Origin of the sequence: Mesorhizobium sp. M7A.F.Ca.US.006.01.1.1 (assembly GCF_003997935.1) — a bacterium.
GTDB lineage: Bacteria > Pseudomonadota > Alphaproteobacteria > Rhizobiales > Rhizobiaceae > Mesorhizobium.
In genome coordinates this window covers 15877-40033 of sequence record NZ_RZQL01000030.1, presented here as the reverse complement: position 1 = coordinate 40033, position 24157 = coordinate 15877, and the positions used below count along the sequence as shown (strand labels likewise).

Annotated in this window: 19 protein-coding genes, 1 tRNA gene and 2 pseudogenes; 12 read left to right on the top strand and 10 right to left on the bottom strand. The window is 62.2% G+C overall.

Annotated features, from left to right (window positions below):
• Together gltD and gltB are read right to left on the bottom strand one after the other, a co-directional pair.
• Nucleotides 1-387 (bottom strand): annotated as a pseudogene (gene gltD / locus EN943_RS08260) (glutamate synthase); the annotation flags it as partial.
• Between the two features lie 141 nt (nt 388-528).
• On the bottom strand, nt 529-5265 hold the full coding sequence (gltB, locus tag EN943_RS08255; RefSeq protein WP_127412224.1) for a glutamate synthase large subunit: 4737 nt from the start codon (nt 5263-5265) through the stop codon (nt 529-531).
• A 511-nt stretch (nt 5266-5776) separates the two neighbouring features.
• Here gltB and EN943_RS08250 point away from each other — a divergent pair.
• Nucleotides 5777-6826: a low specificity L-threonine aldolase gene (locus EN943_RS08250; protein ID WP_127412223.1), complete on the top strand. Its 1050-nt coding sequence runs from the start codon at nt 5777-5779 to the stop codon at nt 6824-6826.
• Between the two features lie 128 nt (nt 6827-6954).
• Here the strand turns inward: EN943_RS08250 and EN943_RS08245 are convergent, their stop codons facing one another.
• Nucleotides 6955-7422, bottom strand: a complete 468-nt coding sequence (locus tag EN943_RS08245; protein WP_013529716.1) for an Hsp20 family protein — start codon at nt 7420-7422, stop codon at nt 6955-6957.
• Between the two features lie 476 nt (nt 7423-7898).
• Here EN943_RS08245 and EN943_RS08240 point away from each other — a divergent pair, with 476 nt between their 5' ends.
• Entirely contained in the window at nt 7899-8876 is a 978-nt protein-coding gene (locus tag EN943_RS08240; RefSeq protein WP_127412222.1) for an alpha/beta hydrolase, read from the top strand.
• A 101-nt stretch (nt 8877-8977) separates the two neighbouring features.
• On the opposite strand, the gene hisN is transcribed toward EN943_RS08240, so the two are convergent.
• Nucleotides 8978-9751 carry a histidinol-phosphatase gene (gene hisN / locus EN943_RS08235; RefSeq protein WP_127412221.1) on the bottom strand — a complete coding sequence of 258 codons (774 nt, stop codon included), beginning with the start codon at nt 9749-9751 and terminating at the stop codon, nt 8978-8980.
• A gap of 327 nt (nt 9752-10078) precedes the next feature.
• Nucleotides 10079-11020 (bottom strand): N-formylglutamate amidohydrolase, encoded by a 942-nt coding sequence (locus EN943_RS08230; RefSeq protein WP_127412220.1) that lies wholly within the window; start codon nt 11018-11020, stop codon nt 10079-10081.
• Between the two features lie 165 nt (nt 11021-11185).
• Here EN943_RS08230 and EN943_RS08225 point away from each other — a divergent pair, with 165 nt between their 5' ends.
• Nucleotides 11186-11548, top strand: a complete 363-nt coding sequence (locus EN943_RS08225; RefSeq protein ID WP_006199474.1) for a response regulator — start codon at nt 11186-11188, stop codon at nt 11546-11548.
• Between the two features lie 116 nt (nt 11549-11664).
• Nucleotides 11665-11739, top strand: a tRNA-Val gene (locus EN943_RS08220).
• Nucleotides 11740-12549: 810 nt separating this feature from the next.
• On the opposite strand, the gene EN943_RS08210 is transcribed toward EN943_RS08220, so the two are convergent.
• Nucleotides 12550-13353 carry a sterol desaturase family protein gene (locus tag EN943_RS08210; protein ID WP_127412218.1) on the bottom strand — a complete coding sequence of 268 codons (804 nt, stop codon included), beginning with the start codon at nt 13351-13353 and terminating at the stop codon, nt 12550-12552.
• A 556-nt stretch (nt 13354-13909) separates the two neighbouring features.
• Here EN943_RS08210 and EN943_RS38250 point away from each other — a divergent pair.
• Nucleotides 13910-14350 (top strand): Stf0 family sulfotransferase, encoded by a 441-nt coding sequence (locus EN943_RS38250; protein ID WP_245475648.1) that lies wholly within the window; start codon nt 13910-13912, stop codon nt 14348-14350.
• Between the two features lie 118 nt (nt 14351-14468).
• Nucleotides 14469-14675 carry a hypothetical protein gene (locus EN943_RS38245; protein WP_245475645.1) on the top strand — a complete coding sequence of 69 codons (207 nt, stop codon included), beginning with the start codon at nt 14469-14471 and terminating at the stop codon, nt 14673-14675.
• Between the two features lie 180 nt (nt 14676-14855).
• Here the strand turns inward: EN943_RS38245 and EN943_RS08200 are convergent, their stop codons facing one another.
• From EN943_RS08200 to EN943_RS08185, 4 genes are all read right to left on the bottom strand, one after another.
• Nucleotides 14856-15251, bottom strand: a complete 396-nt coding sequence (locus tag EN943_RS08200) for a hypothetical protein (protein ID WP_127412217.1) — start codon at nt 15249-15251, stop codon at nt 14856-14858.
• Between the two features lie 14 nt (nt 15252-15265).
• Entirely contained in the window at nt 15266-15598 is a 333-nt protein-coding gene (locus EN943_RS08195; protein ID WP_224621359.1) for a lysozyme inhibitor LprI family protein, read from the bottom strand.
• Between the two features lie 341 nt (nt 15599-15939).
• Nucleotides 15940-16146, bottom strand: coding sequence for a hypothetical protein (locus tag EN943_RS08190; RefSeq protein ID WP_127412216.1), 207 nt, complete (start codon nt 16144-16146; stop codon nt 15940-15942).
• Between the two features lie 187 nt (nt 16147-16333).
• Entirely contained in the window at nt 16334-17488 is a 1155-nt protein-coding gene (locus EN943_RS08185; RefSeq protein WP_127412215.1) for a dihydrodipicolinate synthase family protein, read from the bottom strand.
• Between the two features lie 240 nt (nt 17489-17728).
• Here EN943_RS08185 and EN943_RS08180 point away from each other — a divergent pair, with 240 nt between their 5' ends.
• From EN943_RS08180 to EN943_RS08155, 6 genes and pseudogenes are all read left to right on the top strand, one after another.
• Nucleotides 17729-18787, top strand: a complete 1059-nt coding sequence (locus tag EN943_RS08180; RefSeq protein WP_127412214.1) for a LacI family DNA-binding transcriptional regulator — start codon at nt 17729-17731, stop codon at nt 18785-18787.
• Nucleotides 18784-18933 (top strand): hypothetical protein, encoded by a 150-nt coding sequence (locus EN943_RS08175; protein ID WP_127412213.1) that lies wholly within the window; start codon nt 18784-18786, stop codon nt 18931-18933. Before EN943_RS08180 ends, EN943_RS08175 begins: the two co-directional genes overlap by 4 nt.
• Nucleotides 18930-20531, top strand: a complete 1602-nt coding sequence (locus EN943_RS08170; RefSeq protein ID WP_127412212.1) for an acyl CoA:acetate/3-ketoacid CoA transferase — start codon at nt 18930-18932, stop codon at nt 20529-20531. The genes EN943_RS08175 and EN943_RS08170 overlap by 4 nt, the downstream gene beginning before the upstream one ends.
• A complete protein-coding gene (locus EN943_RS08165; protein WP_127412211.1) occupies nt 20524-21300 on the top strand; it encodes an enoyl-CoA hydratase/isomerase family protein in 777 nt (258 codons plus the stop codon). The genes EN943_RS08170 and EN943_RS08165 overlap by 8 nt, the downstream gene beginning before the upstream one ends.
• Nucleotides 21301-21310: 10 nt before the next feature.
• Nucleotides 21311-22821, top strand: a pseudogene (locus EN943_RS08160) (aldehyde dehydrogenase family protein).
• 57 nt (nt 22822-22878) lie between these two features.
• Entirely contained in the window at nt 22879-24132 is a 1254-nt protein-coding gene (locus EN943_RS08155; protein ID WP_127267247.1) for an ABC transporter substrate-binding protein, read from the top strand.
• Nucleotides 24133-24157: the final 25 nt, after the last annotated feature.

Genomic DNA, 24157 nt, shown 5'->3' with positions numbered 1-24157 from the left:
GGCCTTGTCGGCAATCGCCTGCTCGACCGTCTTGATGGCGACGGGAATGTCCTCAAGGTTCAGCGTGCAGGCTTCCTCGCAGGGCGCGGGGCAGATGCGGCCGGTGAACTCCGGGAAATTGTTGGTCGAATGCAGGTTGCGGATCGCGTTGTCCCAGTCGCCATTGTAGACGAGGTCGTTCCAGTCCGGAATCTGGTTGTGGATCGGGCAGCCGGTCGGCCCGTGGCAGAACGGAATGCCGCAATCCATGCAGCGCGCGGCCTGTTTCTCGACCTCCTTGTCAGACATCGGCAGCGTGAACTCGCGGAAATGCCGGATGCGGTCGGAGGCCGGCTGGTACTTGTGCACCTGCCGGTCGATTTCGAGAAAGCCTGTTACCTTGCCCATAGTCCAGTTCCTGCTGTCCAGATGGTGCGGTTTTCGCCGCACCCGTTAACCCCTTGAGGCAGCCATGGCAACCTTGCGCCGGAGGTCAAACTGTCGGTGAAGATGGGCCGGGAAGCCTGGGCTCCCCGGCAATTGCAAAGCCTATTCCGCCGCGACGCCCATGCGCATGCGTTCCATCTCGATCAGGGCGCGGCGGTATTCGACCGGCATGATCTTGCGGAACTTCGGCCGGAAAGTCGTCCAGTCGTCGAGAATTTCGCGGCCACGCACCGACCCGGTGTAATGCACATGGTTGGAAATCAGCTGGTAGAGCCGCTCCTCATCATGGCTGGTCATGTCGCCGGAGACGTCGACGCGACCCTTGTGATCGAGGTCGCCGCCATGGTGCAGCAGTCTTTCCATCAGATCGTCTTCTTCGGGAACCGGCTCCAGTTCGACCATCGCCATGTTGCAGCGCTCGGCGAAATCACCCGCCTCGTCGAGCACATAGGCGACGCCGCCCGACATGCCGGCGGCGAAGTTGCGGCCGGTCTTGCCGATGACGACGACGATGCCGCCGGTCATGTACTCGCAGCCATGGTCGCCGACGCCTTCGACGACGGCGGCGACGCCCGAATTGCGCACGGCGAAACGCTCGCCGGCGACGCCGGCGAAATAGGCCTCGCCTTCGGTTGCGCCATAGAGCACCGTGTTGCCGACGATGATGGACTCCGCCGCGACGATCTTGGCCTCTTCCGGCGGCCGGATGACGATGCGCCCGCCCGACAGGCCCTTGCCGACATAGTCGTTGCCGGCGCCGACAAGCTCGAACGAGATGCCGCGCGCCAGGAAGGCGCCAAAGGACTGGCCGGCAGTGCCGGTCAGCTTCACCTGGATCGTGTCCTCGCGCAGGCCCTTGTGCTTGAAGCGCTTGGCCACTTCACCCGACAGCATGGCGCCCGTGGAGCGGTCGACATTGCGGATATCGACCTCGATCTTGACCGGCAGCTTGCTCTCGAGCGCGGGCTTGGCCAGTTCGATCAGCTTGCGGTCGAGCACGTCGTCGATCGGATGCTTCTGCCGCTCGGTCCAGTGCACCGCTTCATGCGGCGCATCCGGCTTGAAGAACATCTTCGAGAAATCGAGCCCGCGCGCCTTCCAGTGCACGATAAGGTCGCGCTTTTCCAGAAGATCGGTGTCGCCGATGATCTGGTCGATATGGGTGTAGCCCATCTCGGCGAGCAGCTCCCTCACCTCTTCCGCGACGTAGAAGAAGAAGTTGATGACATGCTCGGGCGTGCCCTTGAAGCGCTTGCGCAGCACCGGATCCTGCGTCGCGACGCCGACCGGGCAGGTATTGAGATGGCACTTGCGCATCATGATGCAGCCGGCCGCGATCAGCGGCGCGGTCGAGAAGCCGAACTCGTCGGCGCCAAGCAGCGCGCCGATGATGACGTCGCGCCCCGTGCGCAAGCCACCATCGACCTGCAGCGCAACGCGCGACCGCAAGCCGTTCAGCACCAGCGTCTGGTGCGTTTCGGCAAGGCCCATTTCCCACGGGCTGCCGGCATGCTTGAGCGACGTCAGCGGCGAAGCGCCGGTGCCGCCATCATAGCCCGAGATGGTGATGTGGTCGGCGCGCGCCTTGGCCACGCCCGCCGCGACCGTGCCGACACCGACTTCCGACACCAGCTTGACCGACACGTCGGCCGCCGGGTTGACGTTCTTCAGATCGTAGATCAGCTGCGCCAGATCCTCGATCGAATAGATGTCGTGATGCGGCGGCGGCGAGATCAGGCCGACGCCCGGCGTCGAATGCCGGACCTTGGCGATGGTCGCGTCGACCTTGTGGCCGGGCAGCTGGCCGCCCTCGCCGGGCTTGGCACCCTGCGCCACCTTGATCTGCATCATGTCGGAATTAACGAGGTATTCGGCCGTCACGCCGAAACGACCCGAGGCGATCTGCTTGATCGCCGAGCGTTCCGGGTTCTTGCCGCCGCCAGGCAGCGGCAGATAGCGGTCGGCCTCTTCGCCGCCCTCGCCGGTGTTCGACTTGCCGCCGATCTGGTTCATCGCGCGCGCCAGCGTCGTGTGCGCTTCGCGCGAGATCGATCCGAACGACATCGCCCCGGTCGAGAACCGCTTGACGATGTCGGCCGCCGACATGACGTCGTCGAGCGCTACCTTCTTGCGGCCGGTTTCATCGGCCAGCTTGAGCTTGAACAGGCCGCGAATGGTCTGGGCGCGGGCCGTCTCGCTGTCGATCTGGGCGGAATAGTCCTTGAACGTTTCCCACGATCCCTGGCGCACGGCGTGCTGCAAGGTGGCGACCGCGTCGGGCGACCAGATATGCGCCTCGCCGCGCATGCGGTACATGTATTCGCCGCCGACCTCGAGGCTGTTGCGCAGCACGGGGTCGTTGCCGAAGCCGTCATTGTGGCGGCTAAGCGTCTCGGTCGCGATCTCGTCCAGGCCGACGCCTTCGATCAGCGTCGCGGTGCCGGTGAAATATTGCTGCACGAAATCGGTCTTCAGGCCGATGGCGTCGAAAATCTGCGCGCCGCAATAGGACTGGTAGGTCGAGATGCCCATCTTGGACATCACTTTGAGGATGCCCTTGCCGATCGACTTGATGTAGCGCGAGACGACTTCGTAGGCGTCCACTTCCTTCGGCAGTTCGCCGCGCTTGTGCATGTCGAGCAGCGTGTCGAAGGCGAGATAGGGATTGATCGCCTCGGCACCATAGCCGGCAAGGCAGCAGAAATGATGCACTTCGCGCGGCTCGCCGGATTCGACGACGAGGCCGACCGAGGTGCGCAGCCCCTTGCGGATCAGGTGATGATGCACCGCCGCCGTCGCCAAGAGCGCCGGGATTGCGATGCGGTCCGGCCCGACCTGGCGGTCGGACAGGATGATGATGTTGTAGCCGCCGGCGACCGCCGCCTCGGCCCGCTCGCACAGGCGGTCGATGGCGCCCTGCATGCCCGCGGCGCCTTCGGCGGAGCCATAGGTGATGTCGATCGTCTTGGTGTCGAAGCGGTCCTCGGTGTGGCCGATGGAACGGATCTTTTCGAGATCGCCATTGGTCAGGATCGGCTGGCGCACCTCGAGCCGCTTGCGGCGCGAATTGCCGACAAGGTCGAAGATGTTGGGCCGCGGCCCGATGAAGGACACCAGGCTCATCACCAACTCCTCGCGGATCGGATCGATCGGCGGGTTGGTGACCTGGGCGAAGTTCTGCTTGAAATAGGTGTAGAGCAGCTTCGACTTGTCCGACATCGCCGAGATCGGCGTGTCGGTGCCCATCGAGCCCACCGCCTCCTGGCCAGTCGTGGCCATCGGCGACATCAAGAGCTTGGTGTCTTCCTGGCTATAGCCGAACGCCTGCTGGCGATCGAGCAGGCTGACATCCTTGCGCAGCGCGCGCGGTTCGACCGGCTTCAGATCTTCGAGGATCAGCTGCGTGTTGGCGAGCCAGGTCTTGTAGGGATGCTTGGTCGCGATCTCCGACTTGAGCTCCTCGTCGGAGACGATGCGCCCCTTCTCCAGGTCGATCAGCAACATACGGCCGGGCTGCAGCCGCCACTTCTTGACAATCTTCTCCTCCGGCACCGGCAGCACGCCGGCTTCCGAGGCCATGATGACGCGGTCATCGTCGGTGACGATGTAGCGTGCCGGACGCAGGCCATTGCGGTCGAGCGTGGCGCCGATCTGGCGGCCATCGGTGAAAACCACCGCCGCCGGTCCGTCCCACGGCTCCATCAATGCCGCATGGTATTCGTAGAAGGCCTTGCGATCGGCATCCATGAGCTTGTTGCCGGCCCAGGCTTCCGGGATCAGCATCATCATGGCATGGCTGAGGCTGTATCCGCCCTGGAACAGGAACTCGAGCGCATTGTCGAAGCAGGCGGTGTCGGACTGGCCGTCATAGGAGATCGGCCACAGCTTGGAGATGTTGTTGCCGAACAGTTCGGAATCGACCGAAGCCTGGCGCGCGGCCATCCAGTTGTTGTTGCCGCGCACGGTGTTGATCTCGCCATTGTGGGCGACCATGCGGTAGGGATGCGCCAGCTTCCATGACGGGAACGTGTTGGTCGAGAAGCGCTGGTGGACGAGGATCAGCGCGGTCTCGAAGCGCGGGTCCTTGAGGTCCTTGTAGTAGGCGCCGACCTGATAAGCCAGGAACATGCCCTTGTAGACGATGGTGCGCGCCGACAGCGACACGCAATAGGCGCCGATGTCCATATTGTCGTTCTCGGCATAGATCCGGCCCGATATGACCTTGCGCAGCAGATAGAGCCTGGCCTCGTATTCCTCGTCATCGGTAATGTCTGGCGTGCGGCCGATGAATATCTGCCGATGGAACGGCTCGGATGCCACGATGTCAGGCGCCTTCGACAGCGACGAATTGTCGACGGGCACGTCACGGAAACCGATGAGCGGAAGCCCCTCGGATTGCGCCGATTCGGCAATGATGTCCTCGATATGGGCGCGAAGGGCCGCGTCCTGCGGCATGAACCAGTGTCCGACGCCGTACTGGCCGACTGGCGGCAGGTCGATGCCCTGGGCCGCCATCTCCTCACGGAAGAACTGGTCGGGAATCTGCACCAGCACGCCGGCGCCATCACCGACCAGCGGATCGGCGCCGACAGCGCCGCGATGCGTCAGGTTTTCGAGCACAGCCAGCCCGTCCTCGACGATCTGATGCGACTTCACACCCTTCATGTTGACGATGAAGCCGACGCCACAGGCGTCATGCTCGTTGCGTGGATCGTAGAGGCCTTGGGCGGAAAAGCCGTTGGCAGTTCGGCCAATATTGGATCGCAAGGTGGTTTTGACGGTTGCCGCTTTCGTCTGCGCGGCCTGGCCGTTCGTCGCAGAGTGCGTCATGTCCGTCATCTCCTGTCCTCCATTCCCAGCCATTCAGGCGCTGGTTTGCCTCGGCAAGCGCTTGGCTCACCCTGATCCTTGTGGCACGTCTTGCGAAATCCTTGTCGAACCAGGCGGCTTTCCGCATGGATCGCATCTGGTAATCGTACAGGCCAGAGTCTGGCTGTCCACCTGTCGCTCGCGGCAACAGCCGGAGAGGCCCGAATGATACGCCAATCCAGCTCGTTTTGTGCGACAAAATAAGACAGCACTACTGTCCTAAATTTTTATGGCAGAAATCTGGGACGCACACAAGACCGATTCACAAAAAACTTGGGCTTTTGGCGACAGAAAATGTCGTGGAGTTGAGGAAAAACGTAAGCTTCAGTCGTCGGCCTGGGCTTTATCGGTTGGCTGGCTTTACTGTTTTTCCGGTGCCTGGCCCCTTGCGGTCCGCTCGCGAAACCGGTCAACTTCAGGCTGATTTCCCCAAACCCCCGATCTCCCAAAAACCCCGTTCTCCCAAGACATAGGCAGATGCATGTTCTTCGCTTCCGACAATTGGGCAGGCGCCCATCCCAACATTGCCGCCGGCCTGTCGGCCAATGCCGGCGGCTTTTCCACCGCCTATGGCGACGGTGCGCTCGACCGGGCAGTCTACCAGCGCTTCAGCGAGATTTTCGAACGCGAGGTCGCGGTGTTCTTCGTCGCCACCGGCACGGCCGCCAACTCGCTGGGGTTGACCGCTTACAACAAGCCGGGCGGCATTTCCTTTGCTCACCGCGAATCGCATGTCATCGAGGACGAATGCGGCGCGCCGGTGTATTTCTCCGGCGGATCCCGCCTGCATGAGATCGATGGCCCGCTGGGCAAGATCGATCCGCACAATCTGGAAAGAACCATCGGCCGTTTCGCACCGGAAATCGTCCATTGGGGACGGCCGATGGCCGTTTCGATCACCCAGTCGACCGAGGTCGGCACCATCTACGGTCTGGATGAGATCGAGACGATCTCGGCGATCGCCAAACACTATTCGGTGCCCCTGCACATGGACGGCGCCCGCTTTGCCAATGCGCTGGTCGCACTCGACACGACGCCGGCCGAAATGACCTGGAAACGCGGCGTCGACATCCTCTCCTTCGGCGGCACCAAGAACGGCTGCTGGTGCGCCGAGGCGGTCGTGCTGTTCGACCTTGATCGTGCCAGGGAATTGGCCTTCCTGCGCAAGCGCGCCGCCCAGCTGTTTTCGAAATCGCGCTTCGTCGCAGCGCAGTTCGAGGCCTATTTCAAGGATGGATTGTGGCTGGACACCGCCCGCCACGCCAACGCCATGGCCGCACGCCTTGCCGCCGCGATCGAGGATTCGGCCACGGCCAAGCTGGCATGGCTGCCGCAGGCGAACGAGGTTTTCGCGGTGATCAAGAAGGCCGAGGCCGAGAGGCTGCAGGCCGCGGGTGCCGCCTTCTACGACTGGCACAAGCCGCATGGCTTTGACGGCCACATCGGCGAGGGCGAGTTGCTCTACCGCTTCGTCACCAGCTTTGCGACGACAGCCGATGAAGTCGACCGTTTTGGCCAGCTGATCGCCTGACAACGGATATCCCGGACAACAAAAAAGCGGCGCCTTTCGGCGCCGCTTCCGTCTCGGGAGGAGACTTCAAAGCAATTCCAGGAAAAGTGTTAGGCGGTTTTCCGTCCGGAATTGCGTCAGAACAGAGTTTAGGCAGCGGTCTTGGCCTCGATCTGCTTGGCCTTGGCCGAAGACGCCGTAATGGCGATCTTGCGCGGCTTCAGCTCCTCGGGGATGTTGCGCTTGAGGTCGACGAACAGAAGGCCGTTCTTCAGCGAAGCACCGACGACTTCGACGTGGTCGGCAAGCTGGAAGCGGCGTTCGAAAGCCCTCGAGGCAATGCCGCGATAGAGCAGCTCGGACCCTTCGCCGGTGCCCTCGTCCTTGCGCTCACCTTTCACGGTCAGCACGTTGCGATGGGCTTCGATCGAGATTTCCTCGTCCGAGAAGCCGGCAACCGCCATCGAGATCCGGTAGGAATCCTCACCGGTGCGCTCGATGTTGTAGGGCGGATAGGTCTGCGCGCCATCCGGCTGCGCGAGCGAATCGAGCATCGTGAACAGACGATCGAAGCCGACGGTCGAGCGATAAAGCGGGGAAAAATCAACGTGACGCATGAGGTGTTCTCCTGTTGAGCAACATGGTTTGCGTATGGCCGGTGCGAAACCCTTGAGCGGCGTTTCGAGTGGGCCAGCGGCCCCGACATTGGCGACCGCACGAGACATTTGGGGAGCGCTGGAAAGCATTTCAAGATTTCACCTGGCGGCAAAGCCACGGCGGCCGGGCCCTCGATGAACGGCAGATGAACCGGCACTTCGGCCCGCGTTCAGGCAGCCGGCGCTAAAGTGCATTCCAGGATCAAGGACTGGCGGCGCCGATGGCACAACAGGCACCGCAACGAGGCCGACCGGGTGTAACGTCCCTTCCTCCCGGATCGACAGAGGCCGGAAGCACGCTTTCAAGCGGCTTCCGGCCTTCCCCGGAGCCCTCCCATCATCGGGAATTCCTTGGCTTTTGGCGCATGGGCGTCTATCACCTTAGCGGAGCCAGCCAGCGCAGGCGGGCATGCGAGACGCCGAGCACGAAGCGCCGAATGACGGATCTTTTCACCGAAAACTCCCTTTTTCACGAAATCGAGGGCAATCCGCGGCCGGAAAACGCCACCGGCGGCTTTTTCACCACGCGTGACCGCAAAAATATCCGCTATGGCCTGTTCGGCGCGGTCGCTCGCCCGATGAAGGGCACCGTGGTCCTGCTCACCGGCCGCAACGAGTGCATCGAGAAATATTTCGAAACCATCCGCAACCTTGCCGATCGCGGCTTTGGCATCGCCACGCTCGACTGGCGCGGCCAGGGTGATTCCGACCGGCTGATCCGTGATCATCAGCGCGGCTACGTCAGCAGCTTCCGCGACTACACCGCCGACCTCGAACAGTTCTTCGAGGAGATCGTGCTGCCCGATTGCCGCGGACCGTACTATATCCTGGCCCATTCGGCGGGCGCGTTGATCACCCTGCTTGCCGCTCCGTCGATGGTGAACCGCGTCCGGCGCATGGTGCTGATCGCGCCCTTCCTGACGCTGCCCGACCTGCCGGTCTCGATCTCGACGGTTCGCCGCGTCTGTTCCCTGTTCTGCGCTCTCGGCCTCGGCCGGCTCTATGCCGCCTGGGGTCCGCGGCCGAGGGCAACGGCTCCCTTCGAGACCAACAAGCTGACATCGGACCCGAAGCGCTATCGGCGCAACACGCGGATCTACGAAGAATACCCGCAACTGGCGCTTGGCGGGCCGACGATCCGCTGGCTGCAGGCAGCCGCGAAAGCTTCGGAAGCCGTCAGCGACCCCGACTTCATGGCCGGGATTCAGGTCCCGCTGCTGATCATCGCCGCCGGCGCCGACCAGGTTGTCTCGACCAGGGCCGTGGAAGCCTACGCCAGACGTCTGCGGCTCGGTTCATTGCTGATGATCGATGGCTCCCGTCACGAAATCCTGCAGGAAGCCGACATCTACCGCGAGCAATTGCTCGCCGCCTTCGACGCCTTCATTCCCGGCAGCGACGACCCCACAGCCTGACAGGCGCCGGTCGCGGGGCCCGGTCCCCAAGGGGCGCCGCCAGGCAGTAAAAAGGACGGCTTCAAGCAGTCGGCATCACCTGAATGGCGGCGGGCTCTCGTTTAGCCGCGCAAGGCGGCCATGGCAGCTGCGTGGAGTTCCGGCGTTGCAGCCGCCAAGACGTCGCCGCCGTGTTCGGCCGGCCCGCCATCGAATGTGGTGACCACACCGCCTGCTTTTTCGATGATCGGGATCAGCGCCACGATGTCGTAGGGCTTCAAACCGGGATCGGCGACAATGTCGACACTTCCCGAGGCGATCATGGCGAAGGCATAGCAATCCGCTCCGTAGCGGGCGAGTTGGATCTGCTTTTCGAACTGGTCGTAACGCTCGCGCGCCGCGCCCTTGAACAGCGCCGGCGTGGTGGTGAACAGCGTCGCCTCGGCGAGCTTCGTCGTCTTGCGGGTCGTCAGCTTGCGAGGCCCGCCCGGCCCCTCATAGTGCGAACCCGAGGCGTTGGCGTAGAACAGCTCACCGGTGAAGGGTTGCGCCATCATGCCGGCAACGGCGTCGCCGTCGACCGTCAGCCCAACCAGCGTGCCCCACACCGGCAGACCGGAAATGAACGCGCGCGTACCGTCGATCGGATCGATCACCCAGACATGCCGGCTCGAAATGTTCTCGCTGCCATGCTCTTCGCCAAGAATGCCATGGTCGGGATACTCAGCGGAGATCAGTGCGCGGATGGCGCGCTCGGCCTCGCGATCGGCCTCGGTAACCGGATCGAAACTGCCCTGTTCCTTGTTGGCGACCGCACCCTGGGCACGAAAGCGCGGCAAGGTCTCCGCCGCTGCCACCTGCGCGATGCGGCGCATGAAATCGACACTGATGTCCAACTGATTCTCCCGCACTGCAGCATGTCCGAGCCGTGCTCTGCCGCCAATTTCGTACCAAAACAAGCGTGTTCGACGACTTTTCCGCGACGGCATCTGTTGCCCGGATGTCACACAAGCGTCGTCGAAACGCAATTTCCACATCAGAGTGAATTAAAAAAGCCTGAAGGTCGCTTGACATTTGTGCAGCGCACAATACCCTCGACCTCGGACAGGGTTTCCTGTCCATGCCCTCCTTGGGCGTTTCCTCCCTAGACTTCGACCGTATCGTGCAAACGATGCGGTCTTTTTTTACGCCGCGATTTCAGTCCGCGGCCAGCGGCAGGCCGCTCACTCCGCGGCCAGCGGCAGGTCGATGAAATGATGGTCGGGCATCGACATCAGGTCGGCTGAGAACCGCGTCAGATCGTCGGCCAGCGCATCGAAGCCGGCGGCCTTCTCGAATGTCCGCTCGTTCATGTAGAGCCCGCGATTGACCTCGATCTGCAGCGCATGCAGATGGCGCGCCGGGCGGCCGTAATGCTCGGTGATGAAGCCGCCGGCATAGGGCTTGTTGTGGGCAACCGAATAGCCCATGGCGCTGAGCAGGCCGATCGCGGTCTCGGTGAGGGCGGCGGTTGCCGAGATGCCGAAACGGTCGCCGATGATGAAGTCGGGCCGGAGACCGCTGTCGCCGACACGGATGCTCGCCGGCATCGAATGACAGTCGATCAGCACGGCAAAACCGAACCGCGCATGGGTCCGGGTCAAAAGCCGCTTCAGTGTTTCGTGATAGGGCTTGTAGACGGCTTCGATGCGGGCAACGGCTTCGGCCAGCGGCAGACGGCCGGAATAGATGTCGAGCCCCTCGCCCACCAGCTTCGGCACCGTGCCAAGCCCGCCAGCCACCCGCGCCGAGCGGATGTTGCAGAAGGACGGCACTGGCTCGGCGAACATGCGAGGATCGAGCTCCCACGGCTCGCGATTGACGTCGAGATAGGCGCGCGGGAAATTCGCCGCCAGCAACGGCGCGCCGAGCGCCACGGCGCCGCCGAACAGCTCATCGACGTAACAGTCTTCCGACCGGCGGATGGCGTTGCGGTCCAGCCTTGCCATGGCAAGGAAGCGTTCGGGATAGTAGCGGCCGCTATGCGGCGAGTTGAAGAGAAAGGGGACGCGCTGCTCGGCGCCCGACCGGATTTCGAAGGCTGGAAAGACCGAAAAATCCTCGGCTGCCGTCTTCAATTTGAGCGAACCCGAAAACACCATTGCATCATGATGTGAAAGTGCCACCTTGCAGGCCGCGTGTCCAGCATTTCAGCGGCGGCACACGGCCCCGCAAATATGGATCATCGCCGTCCGCGTTCACTTGATGTTTACCCTCACCTCCTCATATACAGGATGGTTAACGGGCTTGCCCAACGGCAATCTCGGGCGGGTGATTCGGACGGGATATTCATGGCACGCATTCTTCTGGCGGAAGACGACGACGATATGCGTCGGTTCCTCGTCAAGGCGCTGGAGCGCGCCGGTTACCAGGTCAGCGATTTCGACAATGGCGCCAGCGCCTATGAGCGGCTGCGCGAGGAGCCGTTCTCGCTGCTGTTGACCGACATCGTCATGCCGGAGATGGACGGCATCGAACTGGCGCGGCGCGCCACAGAGATCGATCCTGATTTGAAAGTCATGTTCATCACCGGTTTCGCCGCCGTTGCGCTGAACCCGGACTCCAAGGCGCCGAAAGACGCCAAGGTGCTGTCGAAACCGTTCCATCTGCGTGACCTCGTCAACGAGGTCGAGAAGATGCTGCAGGCGGCCTGAGCCGTTTTTTAAGTGAGGCGCCGCACCTCTTCGCCACTGCGGCGAGACGACGCCTTCTTTCCTTTTTCCTGCTATTGACGCGCTGGATCAAAAATGGTGTATGCGCGGCTTCGGATGGGCGTGTAGCTCAGCGGGAGAGCACTGCATTGACATTGCAGGGGTCACAGGTTCAATCCCTGTCACGCCCACCATCCAACCAGACAAATCAGACTTGGATCGACACTCTTGGCCGGCTCGCCAGAGTGTAGCGCGCAAAACCCTTTGGCACCTCCCCGCAACTTCATTTGGCTCCAGATCGCCCGCTTCAACGCCCTTTAAGTTCCACTTGCAGGGCGTCCGCCAAGCCCGGAAGCCTCTGTGGTATGGGCGCTCAACGATATGACCTCAGGAAAGCGCCGGACAGGACGCGGACAGTGTTCAACGTGTTCACTGGCCTGACTTGCGAGCGGGAAGCCTTCAGGGCCGTGGGTCTGCCTATCGAAGAGGCCAACGATCTGATCGACTTGGTCAACGGTCTCAATCGGAAACGACGGGCCGACCGGGGCGATCTTCGGTAGCGCGATGCTATGGTTCTCACGCCAATTCCCGTCAGGACAAAGCGCGTGGGCATGACGCGCGAGAGGAGCAGCGTCGAGGCGGCGGCGGAAGAAATCCTCAACTTGGGATAAGCAGGGCACAGCGTGGTGCAGGGCCGTCCAGGGGTGCATTGTCGCTGACGAGGGTAGAACGGACGGCCGATGAAGCCAGGAAGCCGTTCCTGACGGCCACCAAGGTATGCGGAATGCTGCGCGAGAACCGGTAGCCTTCAACCCGCAATGATCAGCTCCTTTGCCGGCCGGCTGTTGTGACCGAACACGCGCTGTAAAGCAGCTCCGCCTGCTGCATGTCGAAATTCGCGAAGAAGACTCTTCGTATGTTGGGCACGTCGGCAACAAATGTCTCTATGGTCACCTATCTGCGCCCGTCACTGATAGGGTCGCCGGCGGAGCCGATCCCGGCGCCTAAACCCTCGGCCGCAGCCGGATCATCTGTTCGGACAACGTCTTTGGCTCGTGCTTGTCGCTCAAACCTGTCGTGATCGTCTCGCCGCTGCCCGGGAAGACGGCTGTCCCGAACAACACGTCAATGATCGCGAATTGGCCGGCGAAATTCTTGTCGAAGTGGCGACGATCTGTCGAGTGGTGCACCCGATGGAAGACCGGGCTGACGATCAACCAGCGCAGCGGGCCGAAACCAACCCGTGAGTCGGCATGTACGAACTGCCCCCATGTGCTGAAGACGGCGGATATGAAAACAACCTCCGGATACCCGAGTTTGATCAGGAGCGACAACGGGACTGTCACGGCGAAGGCTTTGAAGAAACCTTCCAGCCAATGATGACTGCAATTCGTCGCATTAAGGTCTTCGATTGAGTGATGCACGGCATGGAACTGCCAGAGCGGCGGGAACGCATGTTGCGCCCGATGATACCAGTAGTAGACGAAGTCGAACAAAAAGCCGGAACCGAGCGCCAGGGTCCCTGCGATGGCAATCCTTGCCACCTGTCCAATGTTCTCCCCTGTGAAGATCACCTCGAATAGAGGCTGGATTTTGAAATATTGAGATCCCGAGTGGACCAAAGCCGCACCAGCAAGGGTCGAAAGGGCGAACGGCATCCAGAACAGTATGCCCCTTAGCCGGGAGCCGAGCCAGCTCCGACGACTGCCGAGCATTATTTCAGTCGGCGCACAGAGCGCGCCAACTGCTATCACAAAGATGATATCTCTTGCCCAAGCCTCAAGCATCACAGCGCGCTTGTACATCATGGCGAGCTGGATTTATAGGGATGTCCCACGGGTAGGTTGCCCGTAAGTCCCCACTTGTGGACGAGATAGCCTGCGATGCTGGCGTGGCGAAGTGTCGTCGTTGGCGTTGCTGAAAAGCACTTCGGCGACCTAACCATTGACTGTGCGGCAAGTCCCTTGCCAAAGGTAGGGGTATTATTCACCCCGAACGTATTCGTTACGGTCGACGCGAATAGCGTCTCATCGATGTAGATACCGTGCGCCCAAGCCGCCGAGTAGATGCTGATGATGCGCCACGCGGCAAGACTTGGCGAAGGGTTTCCGTAGGTCTTGCGGGCGGTGGACGCAAAACCGTTGTAGACCACGCCATCGATGCGGCGTCGTAGATGAATTGCGTGGTCATCTGGTCTAGAATCCAGCCAAAGCCCTGGTGGATGCCGACAAGATGGCAACGAAGATCACGGCGGCACTAAGCGCGCACGGTGTCCCTGGACATGGGGCGGGAACACAGCGCTGATTTTGGCTTGAAGGTAAGCGCCTTGCTGCATGCGTTCCGGGACAGGGTGGAGAGGATTTTATGCGGGGCGTTGCGATTTTTACAGAGGGAAGAAGCGGTTCGAACTGGCTGGGAAGCCTGACGAACGCAACTGGCCTGATGGGACGGTCCGAGGAATGGCTCGATCCGGCCTATCTGCGCTTCGATCCCCGCACCTATGATGATCTTGAAAAAGCGGTCATCAAGAAAGCGTCGACCGACAACGGACGGTTTGCGATCAAGTTGTTTCCGCGCCATCTGGCCTGGTGCAAGGAGAAATTCGGAAAAGATTTTTTATTCAAGATTCGAAGAAAACACCGCCTGGAATTCATTTTGTTGGAACGTCGCGACCGAATTCAGCAAGCTATTTCGTTCTACCGAGCTAGGATGTCTGGAGTGTGGACGAGCCGGCACGAGGGAAAGTCAAGCCGCGCGCTGTTCCTTATAGCTTGCCGACATCAGCCAAGCATATTTCCAGATTGATCGAAGCTATGCGTTCTGGAGATCCTACCTACAACTTGCGGGGCTGGATTGTCGCCAATTCGTCTACGAAGATTTGCAGCAAGACCCACGGCCCTATCTGGAGGCTGTGGCGGATTACATGGACGTCGAGGTTCCCGAAGACACCGTCAATTCGAAATTCACTATTCAACGGGACAGCCTCACGGAAGAATGGATAGTGCGCTTTCGCGAGGACGCAGCGGCCAGGGGCGCCATTGAGGGCATCGGGGAGATGGCGGTGCCAAGAACGCTCGACAATATCGCCCGTTTTGCCCTGAAACGGCCCCTGATCCGAAAGCCCTTCTAGAGGTAGGTACTTTCTTCGGGGGAATTCGATGATCGTTGCAGCTGGCTCGGGTTCCAGCGCTCAATGCCCCGGCTCTTCCTGCCAGAACACCCGGCGTAAATCGCGCTGGTCAACCCTCTGCCCGCAGTTTCTCGATTGGGTTGAGGTCCGGACTATAGGGGCAAGCCTCGCGGAGCCGGCCTACTGGTCATCGTCATTATCATTGTCTGGATTGTCGACCAAACATCCCGCGCCGTGACACCCTTGGTAATTGCCTTGAGTGTCGAAATTCGGATTGCCATCCTTGTCGTAACTCGGCCTTGGATCGATGTAGCTGTCGTTCTTTCGACGCGCTTCCTTGCGATCCTTGTCTCTCTGTTCTTGCGCGGCCATGCGATCCAATGAGCGCTGCTCATCTTCTGAACGTTGTGACGTCTGTTGCATCATGCAGTCGGCAAACCTGTTGGTTCCTGGCCTGTAGCCGTAAGAAGCACACTGTTGCTGATCCATTGCGCGCTGATCCTCAGCGCTGACGCAACCGGCAACCGCCAACGGCACAAGCGCGATCAGCGCATATCTCATCTTGAAATTCGGCATTTTGTCACTCCAGATTATTCTGATGGCACCGGGCAAGAGAGGTCACCCTCCTGGCAGTTCAGGTAGGCCTTCAACTGCCTGGTGCGAGCCTTGGTCAGGTCAGCCTGACAAGCAGCGGCAACCATCGGCGCCGCGGAGCCACCGTCGTCACCGCTGGATTGAAACGTGCATTCGGCGTTGCGGAACGCAATCCACGCTCTCTGCGCTTTCACGAACCGTGCCTTGCCGTCGGAATCATCCGTAAGCCGCTTCTGGATTTGCTTGAAGGTCTGGTTCAACGCCTGATCGGCTCTTTTGAAGTCCGAAGCTGGATCGGCCAGAGCCGCGGTGGCGGCGAACGACAGCATGGCGACCGCAGCAAGTAGAAAACGCATGATTGTATCCCTCAAATGAAAACAACCACAAGTAAGCACGCATAGGAGCAGCCGGCAAGGCCTGGAAAACCGTATAGTAAGCAAAGGGTTGTCGGGTTCAACAATGCAGGACGGACGAGGCTGGGGCCGTGAGGTGATATGCGGGGAATCGCCGCCACAAGCTGACGTTGAGATTTGCCGTTGCGCCATTGTCGTGGGCGGCGCCGGCGAGTTTCGCAACCGGGCCCTGGCAGGCCTGACGCCGGACGCAAACGCCGTCGCGGAAAGCTGCGGCCCGTCCCGGCGTTGACCGGAACGGGCGACAGGCAATCAGATCATTGCGGCGCTGGATCGGGCGTATTTCCCGGCCTGTCGCCGCTGCCCTTGCCTTCGCGGCAAGGCTCGCCGATGCCGCAGCATTTGCCGTTGTAGGTGACGCCAGGCTTCAGCCTGTCGCATTCCCTGGGAGCAGTTGTCTTGCAGCCGGCCAGCACCGAAACGGCGATAGCGGCCAAAAGAACGTTTTTTGAAACAGTAAACATCAGACGTTCTCCTTGATGGACCATGTTTGGACACTTCGCTTGGTCGCGCCTCGGGAGAAATTGGTTCACAAGAAAATTGGTGATGGCGGCGAAAACCACCCTCGCGGTCGTTCGACAGCGGAGACGCCTGGGCAGGCGCAGCAATCGCGTGGCGACGCGTCCCTTCGACCGGTCAGCCTTTCCGCGCTTAGACGCCCGCGACGGTGCAAAGGCTCTTCATCCTGGTCACCGCCAGTTCCGGATCGGCCAGCAATCCGGCCTGGTCGGCAAGTCGGAACACGTCGGCATAGTGACGGATGCCGCGCGCCGACTGCATGCCGCCGACCATCGCAAAATGGTCCTGATGGCCGTTCAGCCAGGCCATGAAGACGATGCCGGCCTTGTAGTACTCGGTCGGCGCCTCGAAGATTTTTCGCGATAGCGGCACGGTCGGCGCCATCAATGTGTCATAGCCGGCGCGGTCACCCTCCGCCAGTTTCGCCAGCGCTGCATTGGCGACCGGCGCAATCGCATCGAAAATACCGAGCAGTGCGTGCGAGTGTCTTTTCTCGTCGCCGGCGATCAGTTCGGGATAATTGAAATCGTCGCCAGTGAACATGACGACGCCGTCCGGCAGACGGTTCCTCAGCGCGACCTCCTTGTCGGCATCGAGCAGCGAGATTTTTATCCCCTCCACCTTGCCGACGTGGCGTTCGATGATGGCAACAACTGTATCGAGCGCGGCCTCGAAATCCTCGCTGCCCCAATAGCCCCTGAGCGCCGGATCGAACATGTCGCCCAGCCAGTGCAGGATGACCTTGCCGGATGCCTGGGACAGGATGCGGTCGTAGACGCTGACATAGTCGTCCGGCCCCTTGGCCACAGCCGCCAGTGCCCGGCTGGCCATCATGATCGCCTTGCCGCCCAAGCCTTCGATGAAAGCGAATTGCTGCTCATAAGCGGTGATCACATCGTCCAGCGTCCTGGCGGTGGCGGGCGCCAGATGGTCGGTGCCGGCACCCGAGGCGAGATCGGCGCCATCGACGGTACGCGCCTCGGCGATCGAACGGCGGATCAATTCCCGCGCGTTTGCCCAGTCGAAACCCATGCCGCGCTGCGACGTGTCCATCGCTTCGGCGATGCGGAATCCCAGCCGCCACAGATGGTGACGGAACGCCATCGTCCTGTCCCAGTCGACCACCGGCCGGGACCATGGATCGGTCATGGCAAGCGGATCGGCAACGACGTGCGCGGCGGCATAGGCGATACGCGGAAATCGCGCGCCCACCATCGGCTGCACCGGTTCGCCGACCAGCGTGTAGCGGGTGCTGCCGCCACCCTCACCAGGCAAGGAAATGTTCATCCATCTCTCCCTTCGAAACGCTCTAAATGGAACGTTCCAATAAATCAAGAACCTTTAAGATTCGAGCTCCCCCGCAGGAGAGAATGCTGCGTTGCAACACAAAAGCCTTGCGGGGCAAGCCATTTGAGTACGCACAATCGATGTTCGAGGCGCGGGAAAAATCCAGATTGACTCACGAGCGGAGCAGAGATTAGAACGTTCCAATACTTTTGGGCCTGCAGTCGGGGAGGATGCATCTGAATGGCCAACCGGGCCAAGGCGACGATATTCGACATCGCCCGCGAAGCAGGCGTGTCCAAATCGACGGTATCGCTCGTGCTCCAGGGCAGCGGGCTGATCCGGCCCGAAACAGCGAGCAAGGTGCGCAAGGCGATCGAGGATGTCGGTTACGTCTACAACCGCGGCGCCGCCAATCTGCGCAAGGCGCACTCCAATGTCATCGGCATGGTCATCAACGATCTCACCAATCCCTTCTTCGCAGAGCTGGCGGTTGGCATGGAGCGGGTCTTCCAGTCGGCCGGCATCGTGCCGTTCATCGCCAACACGGCGGAAAATCCGGTGCGCCAGGAAGAAGTGCTGAAATCGCTGATGGAGCAAGGCGTCGCCGGCCTCATCGTGTCTCCGGCTCGCGGCACGACGCCGGGCGCCTTCAGGCGGATCGAGACGGCGGGTCTGCCGGTGGTCTTCGCCATGCGCCGGCTTCCCGAGAGCCGCATTCCGGTCATCGCGCCCGACAATCATCGCGGCGCCTATCTCGCCACCGCCCATCTGATCGGCAAGGGACATCGCCGGCTGGTCTTCTTCGGTGGCTCGTCCGATCTCGTCGTCTATCACGAGCGGCTTGGCGGATTTCGCGAAGCCTGCGAGACGCAGGGCATCGCCGACCGCGACGCACTGGTCGTCGAGGGAGAGACCAGCCGCAGAGGTGGTATCGCGTGCCTCGAAACCGCTCTCGCAATGGCTGAACCGCCGACCGCGGCACTCTGCTTCAACGACGCCGTCGCCTTTGGCGCCATGCTGGCGCTGCGCAAGCGCGGACTTGAGCCGGGAGTTGATTTCGCCATCGTCGGGTTCGACGATGTGGCCGAAGCCGAGCACTACATGCCTGCTCTGACCAGCGTCGCGGTGGATTCGGCGGGCCTCGGCGAACGCGCCGCCCATGTCATGCTGAAAATGATCCAGTCGCGCACCACACGCGCCGAAGACCACATCGGCGCGGTCAATCTGGTCGTCAGGGAAAGCTGTGGCCCGGATCGCCGCAACCGAAACAGGGCGGCCGGTTTGGGAGGCGCTGCATGAGCGTCAAATGGAGCTCGATCGGCGCTAGCAACGCCATCGGCGCACAAGGCGAGGACAGCATCTGGTCATCGGCGTCAGCCGCATTGCAAACCGCGAAATCACGCAAGGCGGTCGCGATCGACCCTGAGTTCGGGAGTATGAATTGAGCAAGGTGGTCTCCGCGGCCCAGGCAGCCGGCCTGATCAGGGACGGCATGGTCGTGTCGGTGTCCTCGTCGAGCGGCCTCGGCTGCCCCGACGCGGTGCTCGCCGCAATCGGCGAACGCTTCGATGGGGAAGGCCACCCAAAAAATATCACCACGCTGCACCCGATCGCCGCCGGCGACATGTACGGCATCAAAGGCATCGACCATCTGGCCAAGCCCGGCCTGCTGAAGCGCACCTTGTGCGGCTCCTTCCCCTCGGGCCCCTCCTCTTCCGAACCGCCGCAGATCTGGAAGATGATCGGCGACAATTCGGTCGCCGCCTACAACGTGCCGTCCGGCATCCTGTTCGACATGCACCGCGAAGCCGCGGCCAAGCGGCCGGGCGTGCTGACCAAGGTCGGCCTCGACACCTTCGCCGACCCGCGCCATCAGGGCTGCGCCATGAACGCCGCCGCCAGCGAGCCGATCGTTTCGGTGCAGCAGTTCGACGGCGAGGAATGGCTCTATTTCCGCTCCATCGTGCCGCAGGTCTCGATCATCCGCGCCACGTCGGCCGACGAGCGCGGCAACCTCACCTATGAGCATGAGGGCGCCTATCTCGGCGGGCTGGAGCAGGCGCTCGCCGCCCGCAACAATGGCGGCATCGTCATCGCGCAGGTCAAGCGCGTCGTCGAAAACGGCACGCTGAAACCGCATCATGTGCGCGTGCCGGGCGTCCTGGTCGACCATATCGTCGTCGCGCCCGACCAGTTGCAGACGACGCTGACACCCTACGACCCAGCCATCTCCGGAGAAATCTTCCGGCCGCTGTCGAGCTTCCGCACGCCAGAGATGAACGTCCAGAAGGTGATCGCGCGCCGCGTCGCCATGGAGTTACGCGACGGCATGGCCGTCAACATCGGCTTCGGCATCTCGGCCAATGTGCCGCGCATCCTGATCGAGGAAGGCCAGCACGGCAAGGTCACCTGGGTGATCGAACAGGGCGCGGTCGGCGGCGTGCCGCTGCTCGACTTCAAGTTCGGCTGTTCGTCGAACGCCGACGCCTTCATGCCCTCGCCGCACCAGTTCATCTATTTCCAGGCCGGCGGCTTCGACGCCTCGCTGCTGTCCTTCCTGCAGATCGATCGACACGGCTCTGTGAACGTTTCGAAGCTTTCGGCGCGGCCGCATGTCACCGCCGGCGCCGGCGGCTTTGTCGACATCACCGCACGGGCGAAGAAGATCGTCTTCTCCGGCTTCTTCAACGCCGGGGCAAAACTCTCATTGGCCGATGGCGGCATCCGCATCGACCAGGAGGGCAAGGTCAAGAAGGTGGTCGCGGAGGTCGAGCATATCTCGTTTTCGGGCAAGCGGGCGGTCGCGCAGGGGCAGGACATCACCTATGTCACCGAACGCTGCGTGATGAGGCTGACGCCGGAGGGCCTCGTCGTCACTGAACTCGCACCCGGCATCGATCTGCAGCGCGATGTGCTGGCGCAGTCGGAAATCCCGTTGGGCGTTGCCAGGGACCTCAAGACGACACCGGCAGCCCTCTACCGGGACCAGCCCATAGGCCTGTCGCTGAATGGCGGCGCCTCGCTCGGAGGCGCGCATGGCTGAACGCCTCGTCACCTTCGAGCAGGATGGCGCCATCGGCATCGTCACCTTGCGTCGGCCGGAGAAATTCAACGCACTCGACGTTCCGATGCTGCGGGCGCTGGAGACGGCGCTCGACGCGGCCGAGATGGCCGAGGGCGTCCGCGTCGTGCTGCTGCGCGGCGAAGGCAAGGGCTTCTGCGCCGGCGGCGATGTCGAGGCGTGGGCGCGGATGAGTGCCGCCGATTTCCAGGTGCAATGGGTCCGCTATGGCCACCGCGTCTTCGACCGCTTGGCGCGACTGCGGCAACCGACCATCGCCGTTCTGTCCGGCCATGCGCTGGGCGGCGGACTGGAACTGGCTGTGGCTTGTGATTTCCGCGTGGCGGAAACACAGGTGAAATTGGGTTTCCCCGAAACCTCGATCGGCGTCGTTCCGGGCTGGTCCGGCACGCAGCGCGCCGTGCGCCGCTTCGGCGCGCAGACGGTGCGGCGCATGGCGCTGGGCGGCGAGATCTTTCTCGCCCCTGAAGCACTGGCCTTGGGCATTGTCGATCGGGTGGTCGAGACCGGCAAGGCGCTGGCTAATGCACAGGCCTGGGCCGAAAAGATCGCCGAGCGCGGGCCACTGGCGACGGAAGCCGCCAAGCTGATGATCGCGGTCGCCGAAGGCGAGGAAAGTGCCGCCGCCACCGAAGCGCTGGCCAGCGGCTTCATCGCCCTGACCGGCGATCTCAAGGCCGGCGTCGACGCCTTCAAGGCCAAGCAGAAGCCGGCCTTTTCGAGATCCTAGAGGAAAACAGATGAACGCCCCCCTCAAGATCGCCATGCCGGCCGAGGCGGCTGCGGCACCGAAAGCGTACAGACTGCTGATCGACGGCAAGCATGTCGATGCCCGCGACGGCCGCACGATTGCGCGCCAGAGCCCCGGCCACGGCTTTATCGTTTCGCACTATGCGCAGGCCGGCGAGGCCGAGGTGGAAGCCGCTGTGCAGGCTGCGCACAAGGCTTGCGAGACCGGCCCATGGCCGCGCATGAAGGCGGCCGAGCGTGCCGCGATCCTGCTCAAGGCGGCCGACCTGATCGAGGGCCGGCTGGAAGACATCGCCCGGCTCGATGCACTGGAATCCGGCAAGCCGATCGCCCAGGCGCGCGGCGAGATCGGCGGCGCCGTCGACATCTGGCGCTATGCCGCCTCGCTGGCCCGCACGCTGCATGGTGAATCCTACGCCAATCTCGGCGATGCGATGCTGGGCGTCGTGCTGCGCGAACCGATCGGCGTCGTCTCGATCATCACGCCGTGGAATTTCCCCTTCCTGATCGTCAGCCAGAAACTGCCCTTCGCGCTCGCCGCCGGCTGCACGGCGGTGGTCAAGCCTAGCGAGATGACCTCGGCCTCGACCTTCGTGCTCGGCGACATCCTGATGCAGGCCGGCCTGCCCGCCGGCGTCGTCAACATCCTCGCCGGCCTTGGCGCCGATGTCGGTGCGCCGATGGTCAGTCATCCGCTGGTCGAGATGGTCTCGTTCACCGGCTCCACCCGCGTCGGCAAGATGACGATGGCGTCCGCCGCGCAGTCGCTGAAGAAAGTCTCGATGGAACTCGGCGGCAAGAACGGCCAGATCGTCTTCCCGGACGCCGACCTCGAAGCGGCCGCAGATGCAGCGGTGTTCGGCGGCTTCTTCAATGCCGGCGAGTGCTGCAATGCCGGCAGCCGGCTGATCGTGCACGAGGCAATCGCCGACGATTTTCTCAGCGCCGTCAAGGCGCTTGCCGCCAGGGTCACGGTCGGCGATCCGCTCGATGACCAAACCAAGGTCGGCGCGATGATCTCGTCCGACCATCTGAAGAAGGTAGCCGGCTATGTTTCTGCCGCTGAAGGCGACGGCAGCCAGGTTTACAGCGGAGGCAAGCAATTGGCCTCCAATGTAGGCCAATACCTCGATCCAACCATCGTCCGCGGCGTTACCGAGGAGATGGCCATAGCGCGCGAGGAAGTGTTCGGCCCGGTGCTCTCGGTGCTGACTTTTGAATCGATTGAAAAGGCGTTGCACATCGCCAACAACACGCCCTATGGTTTGTCGGCGGGCGTGTGGAGCGCCAGCATCGACACTTGCATGTCGGTCGCCCGTGGAGTGCGTTCGGGAACCGTTTGGTGAACACATTCATGGAAGGTTATCCCGAGCTGCCTTTCGGAGGCTACAAGCAGTCCGGTCTCGGACGCGAACTCGGCAAACGCGCCGTCGAGGACTATACCGAGGAAAAGACAATCCAGTTTCATCGCGGCCGGCGCACCGGGTGGTGGGTCGGCTGAGTTGAGAAGAACCCGGCGGCATCCGCCGGTCGTGTAATGCAACAAGGGAGGAAGTACATGTTGCGCAAACTGCTTATCGGAACGGCTCTCGCGTCGGGCCTGGCTTTCGCGGCCCACGCCGAGGACGTCAAGGAAGTCCAGATGCTGCATTGGTGGACCTCGGGCGGCGAAGCGGCTGCTCTCAACGTCCTCAAGGGTGATCTGGCCAAGGAAGGCTATGCCTGGAAGGACGTGCCGGTGGCCGGCGGCGGCGGCGACGCCGCCATGACCGCGCTGAAGGCGATGGTCGCGGCCGGCAATTATCCGACCGCCTCGCAGATGCTCGGCTACACCGTGCTCGACTATGCGGCCGCCGGCGTCATGGGCGATCTGACCGAAACGGCCAAGAAGGAAGGCTGGGACAAGTCCGTTCCGGCAGCCCTGCAGAAGTTTTCGGTCTATGACGGCAAGTGGGTCGCAGCGCCGGTCAACGTTCACTCGGTCAACTGGCTGTGGATCAACAAGGCCGTCCTGGACAAGATCGGCGGCACCGAGCCGAAGACCTTCGACGACTTCGTTGCCCTGCTCGACAAGGCCAAGGCGGCAGGCGTGATCCCGCTCGCTCTCGGCGGCCAGAACTGGCAGGAAGCCACCATGTTCGACTCCGTCGTGCTGTCGACCGGCGGACCCGAGTTCTACAAGAAGGCCTTCAACGACCTCGATGACGAGTCCCTGAAGTCCGACACGATGAAGAAGTCGTTCGACAATTTGGCCAAGCTCGTCACCTATGTCGACCCGAACTTCTCCGGCCGCGACTGGAACCTTGCCACCGCCATGGTCATCAAGGGCGATGCCCTGGTGCAGGTCATGGGCGACTGGGCCAAGGGTGAGTTCAACGCCGCCAAGAAAACGCCGGGCACCGACTTCCTGTGCTATCGCTTCCCGGGCACCGACGGCTCGGTGATCTACAACTCCGACATGTTCGGCATGTTCAACGTTCCGGACGACCGCAAGGCCGCCCAGGTCGCGCTGGCCACCGCCACCCTGTCGAAGAGCTTCCAGTCGGCCTTCAACGTCGTCAAGGGTTCGGTTCCGGCCCGTACCGACGTTCCGGATACCGACTTCGACGCTTGCGGCAAGAAGGGCATCGCCGACCTGAAGGCAGCCAACGAAGGCGGCACGCTGTTTGGCTCGCTGGCCCAGGGCTATGGCGCGCCTCCGGCGGTCGCCAATGCCTATAAGGATGTCGTCTCCAAATTCGTCCATGGTCAGATCAAGACCTCGGACGAAGCCGTGACCGAGCTGGTCAAGGCGATCGACGACGCCAAGTAAGCGCCACGCGCCAAAACGCCTTCCC

Bases quoted from the DNA above. Each gene is read 5' to 3' on its own strand.
- gltB (WP_127412224.1), bottom strand. From the start codon at position 5,265: ATGACGGACATGACGCACTCTGCGACGAACGGCCAGGCCGCGCAGACG.
- EN943_RS08250 (WP_127412223.1), top strand. From the start codon at position 5,777: ATGTTCTTCGCTTCCGACAATTGGGCAGGCGCCCATCCCAACATTGCC.
- EN943_RS08245 (WP_013529716.1), bottom strand. From the start codon at position 7,422: ATGCGTCACGTTGATTTTTCCCCGCTTTATCGCTCGACCGTCGGCTTC.
- EN943_RS08240 (WP_127412222.1), top strand. From the start codon at position 7,899: ATGACGGATCTTTTCACCGAAAACTCCCTTTTTCACGAAATCGAGGGC.
- EN943_RS08225 (WP_006199474.1), top strand. From the start codon at position 11,186: ATGGCACGCATTCTTCTGGCGGAAGACGACGACGATATGCGTCGGTTC.
- EN943_RS08210 (WP_127412218.1), bottom strand. From the start codon at position 13,353: ATGATGTACAAGCGCGCTGTGATGCTTGAGGCTTGGGCAAGAGATATC.
- EN943_RS38250 (WP_245475648.1), top strand. From the start codon at position 13,910: ATGCGGGGCGTTGCGATTTTTACAGAGGGAAGAAGCGGTTCGAACTGG.
- EN943_RS38245 (WP_245475645.1), top strand. From the start codon at position 14,469: ATGGACGTCGAGGTTCCCGAAGACACCGTCAATTCGAAATTCACTATT.
- EN943_RS08200 (WP_127412217.1), bottom strand. From the start codon at position 15,251: ATGCCGAATTTCAAGATGAGATATGCGCTGATCGCGCTTGTGCCGTTG.
- EN943_RS08195 (WP_224621359.1), bottom strand. From the start codon at position 15,598: ATGCTGTCGTTCGCCGCCACCGCGGCTCTGGCCGATCCAGCTTCGGAC.
- EN943_RS08190 (WP_127412216.1), bottom strand. From the start codon at position 16,146: ATGTTTACTGTTTCAAAAAACGTTCTTTTGGCCGCTATCGCCGTTTCG.
- EN943_RS08185 (WP_127412215.1), bottom strand. From the start codon at position 17,488: ATGAACATTTCCTTGCCTGGTGAGGGTGGCGGCAGCACCCGCTACACG.
- EN943_RS08180 (WP_127412214.1), top strand. From the start codon at position 17,729: ATGGCCAACCGGGCCAAGGCGACGATATTCGACATCGCCCGCGAAGCA.
- EN943_RS08175 (WP_127412213.1), top strand. From the start codon at position 18,784: ATGAGCGTCAAATGGAGCTCGATCGGCGCTAGCAACGCCATCGGCGCA.
- EN943_RS08165 (WP_127412211.1), top strand. From the start codon at position 20,524: ATGGCTGAACGCCTCGTCACCTTCGAGCAGGATGGCGCCATCGGCATC.
- EN943_RS08155 (WP_127267247.1), top strand. From the start codon at position 22,879: ATGTTGCGCAAACTGCTTATCGGAACGGCTCTCGCGTCGGGCCTGGCT.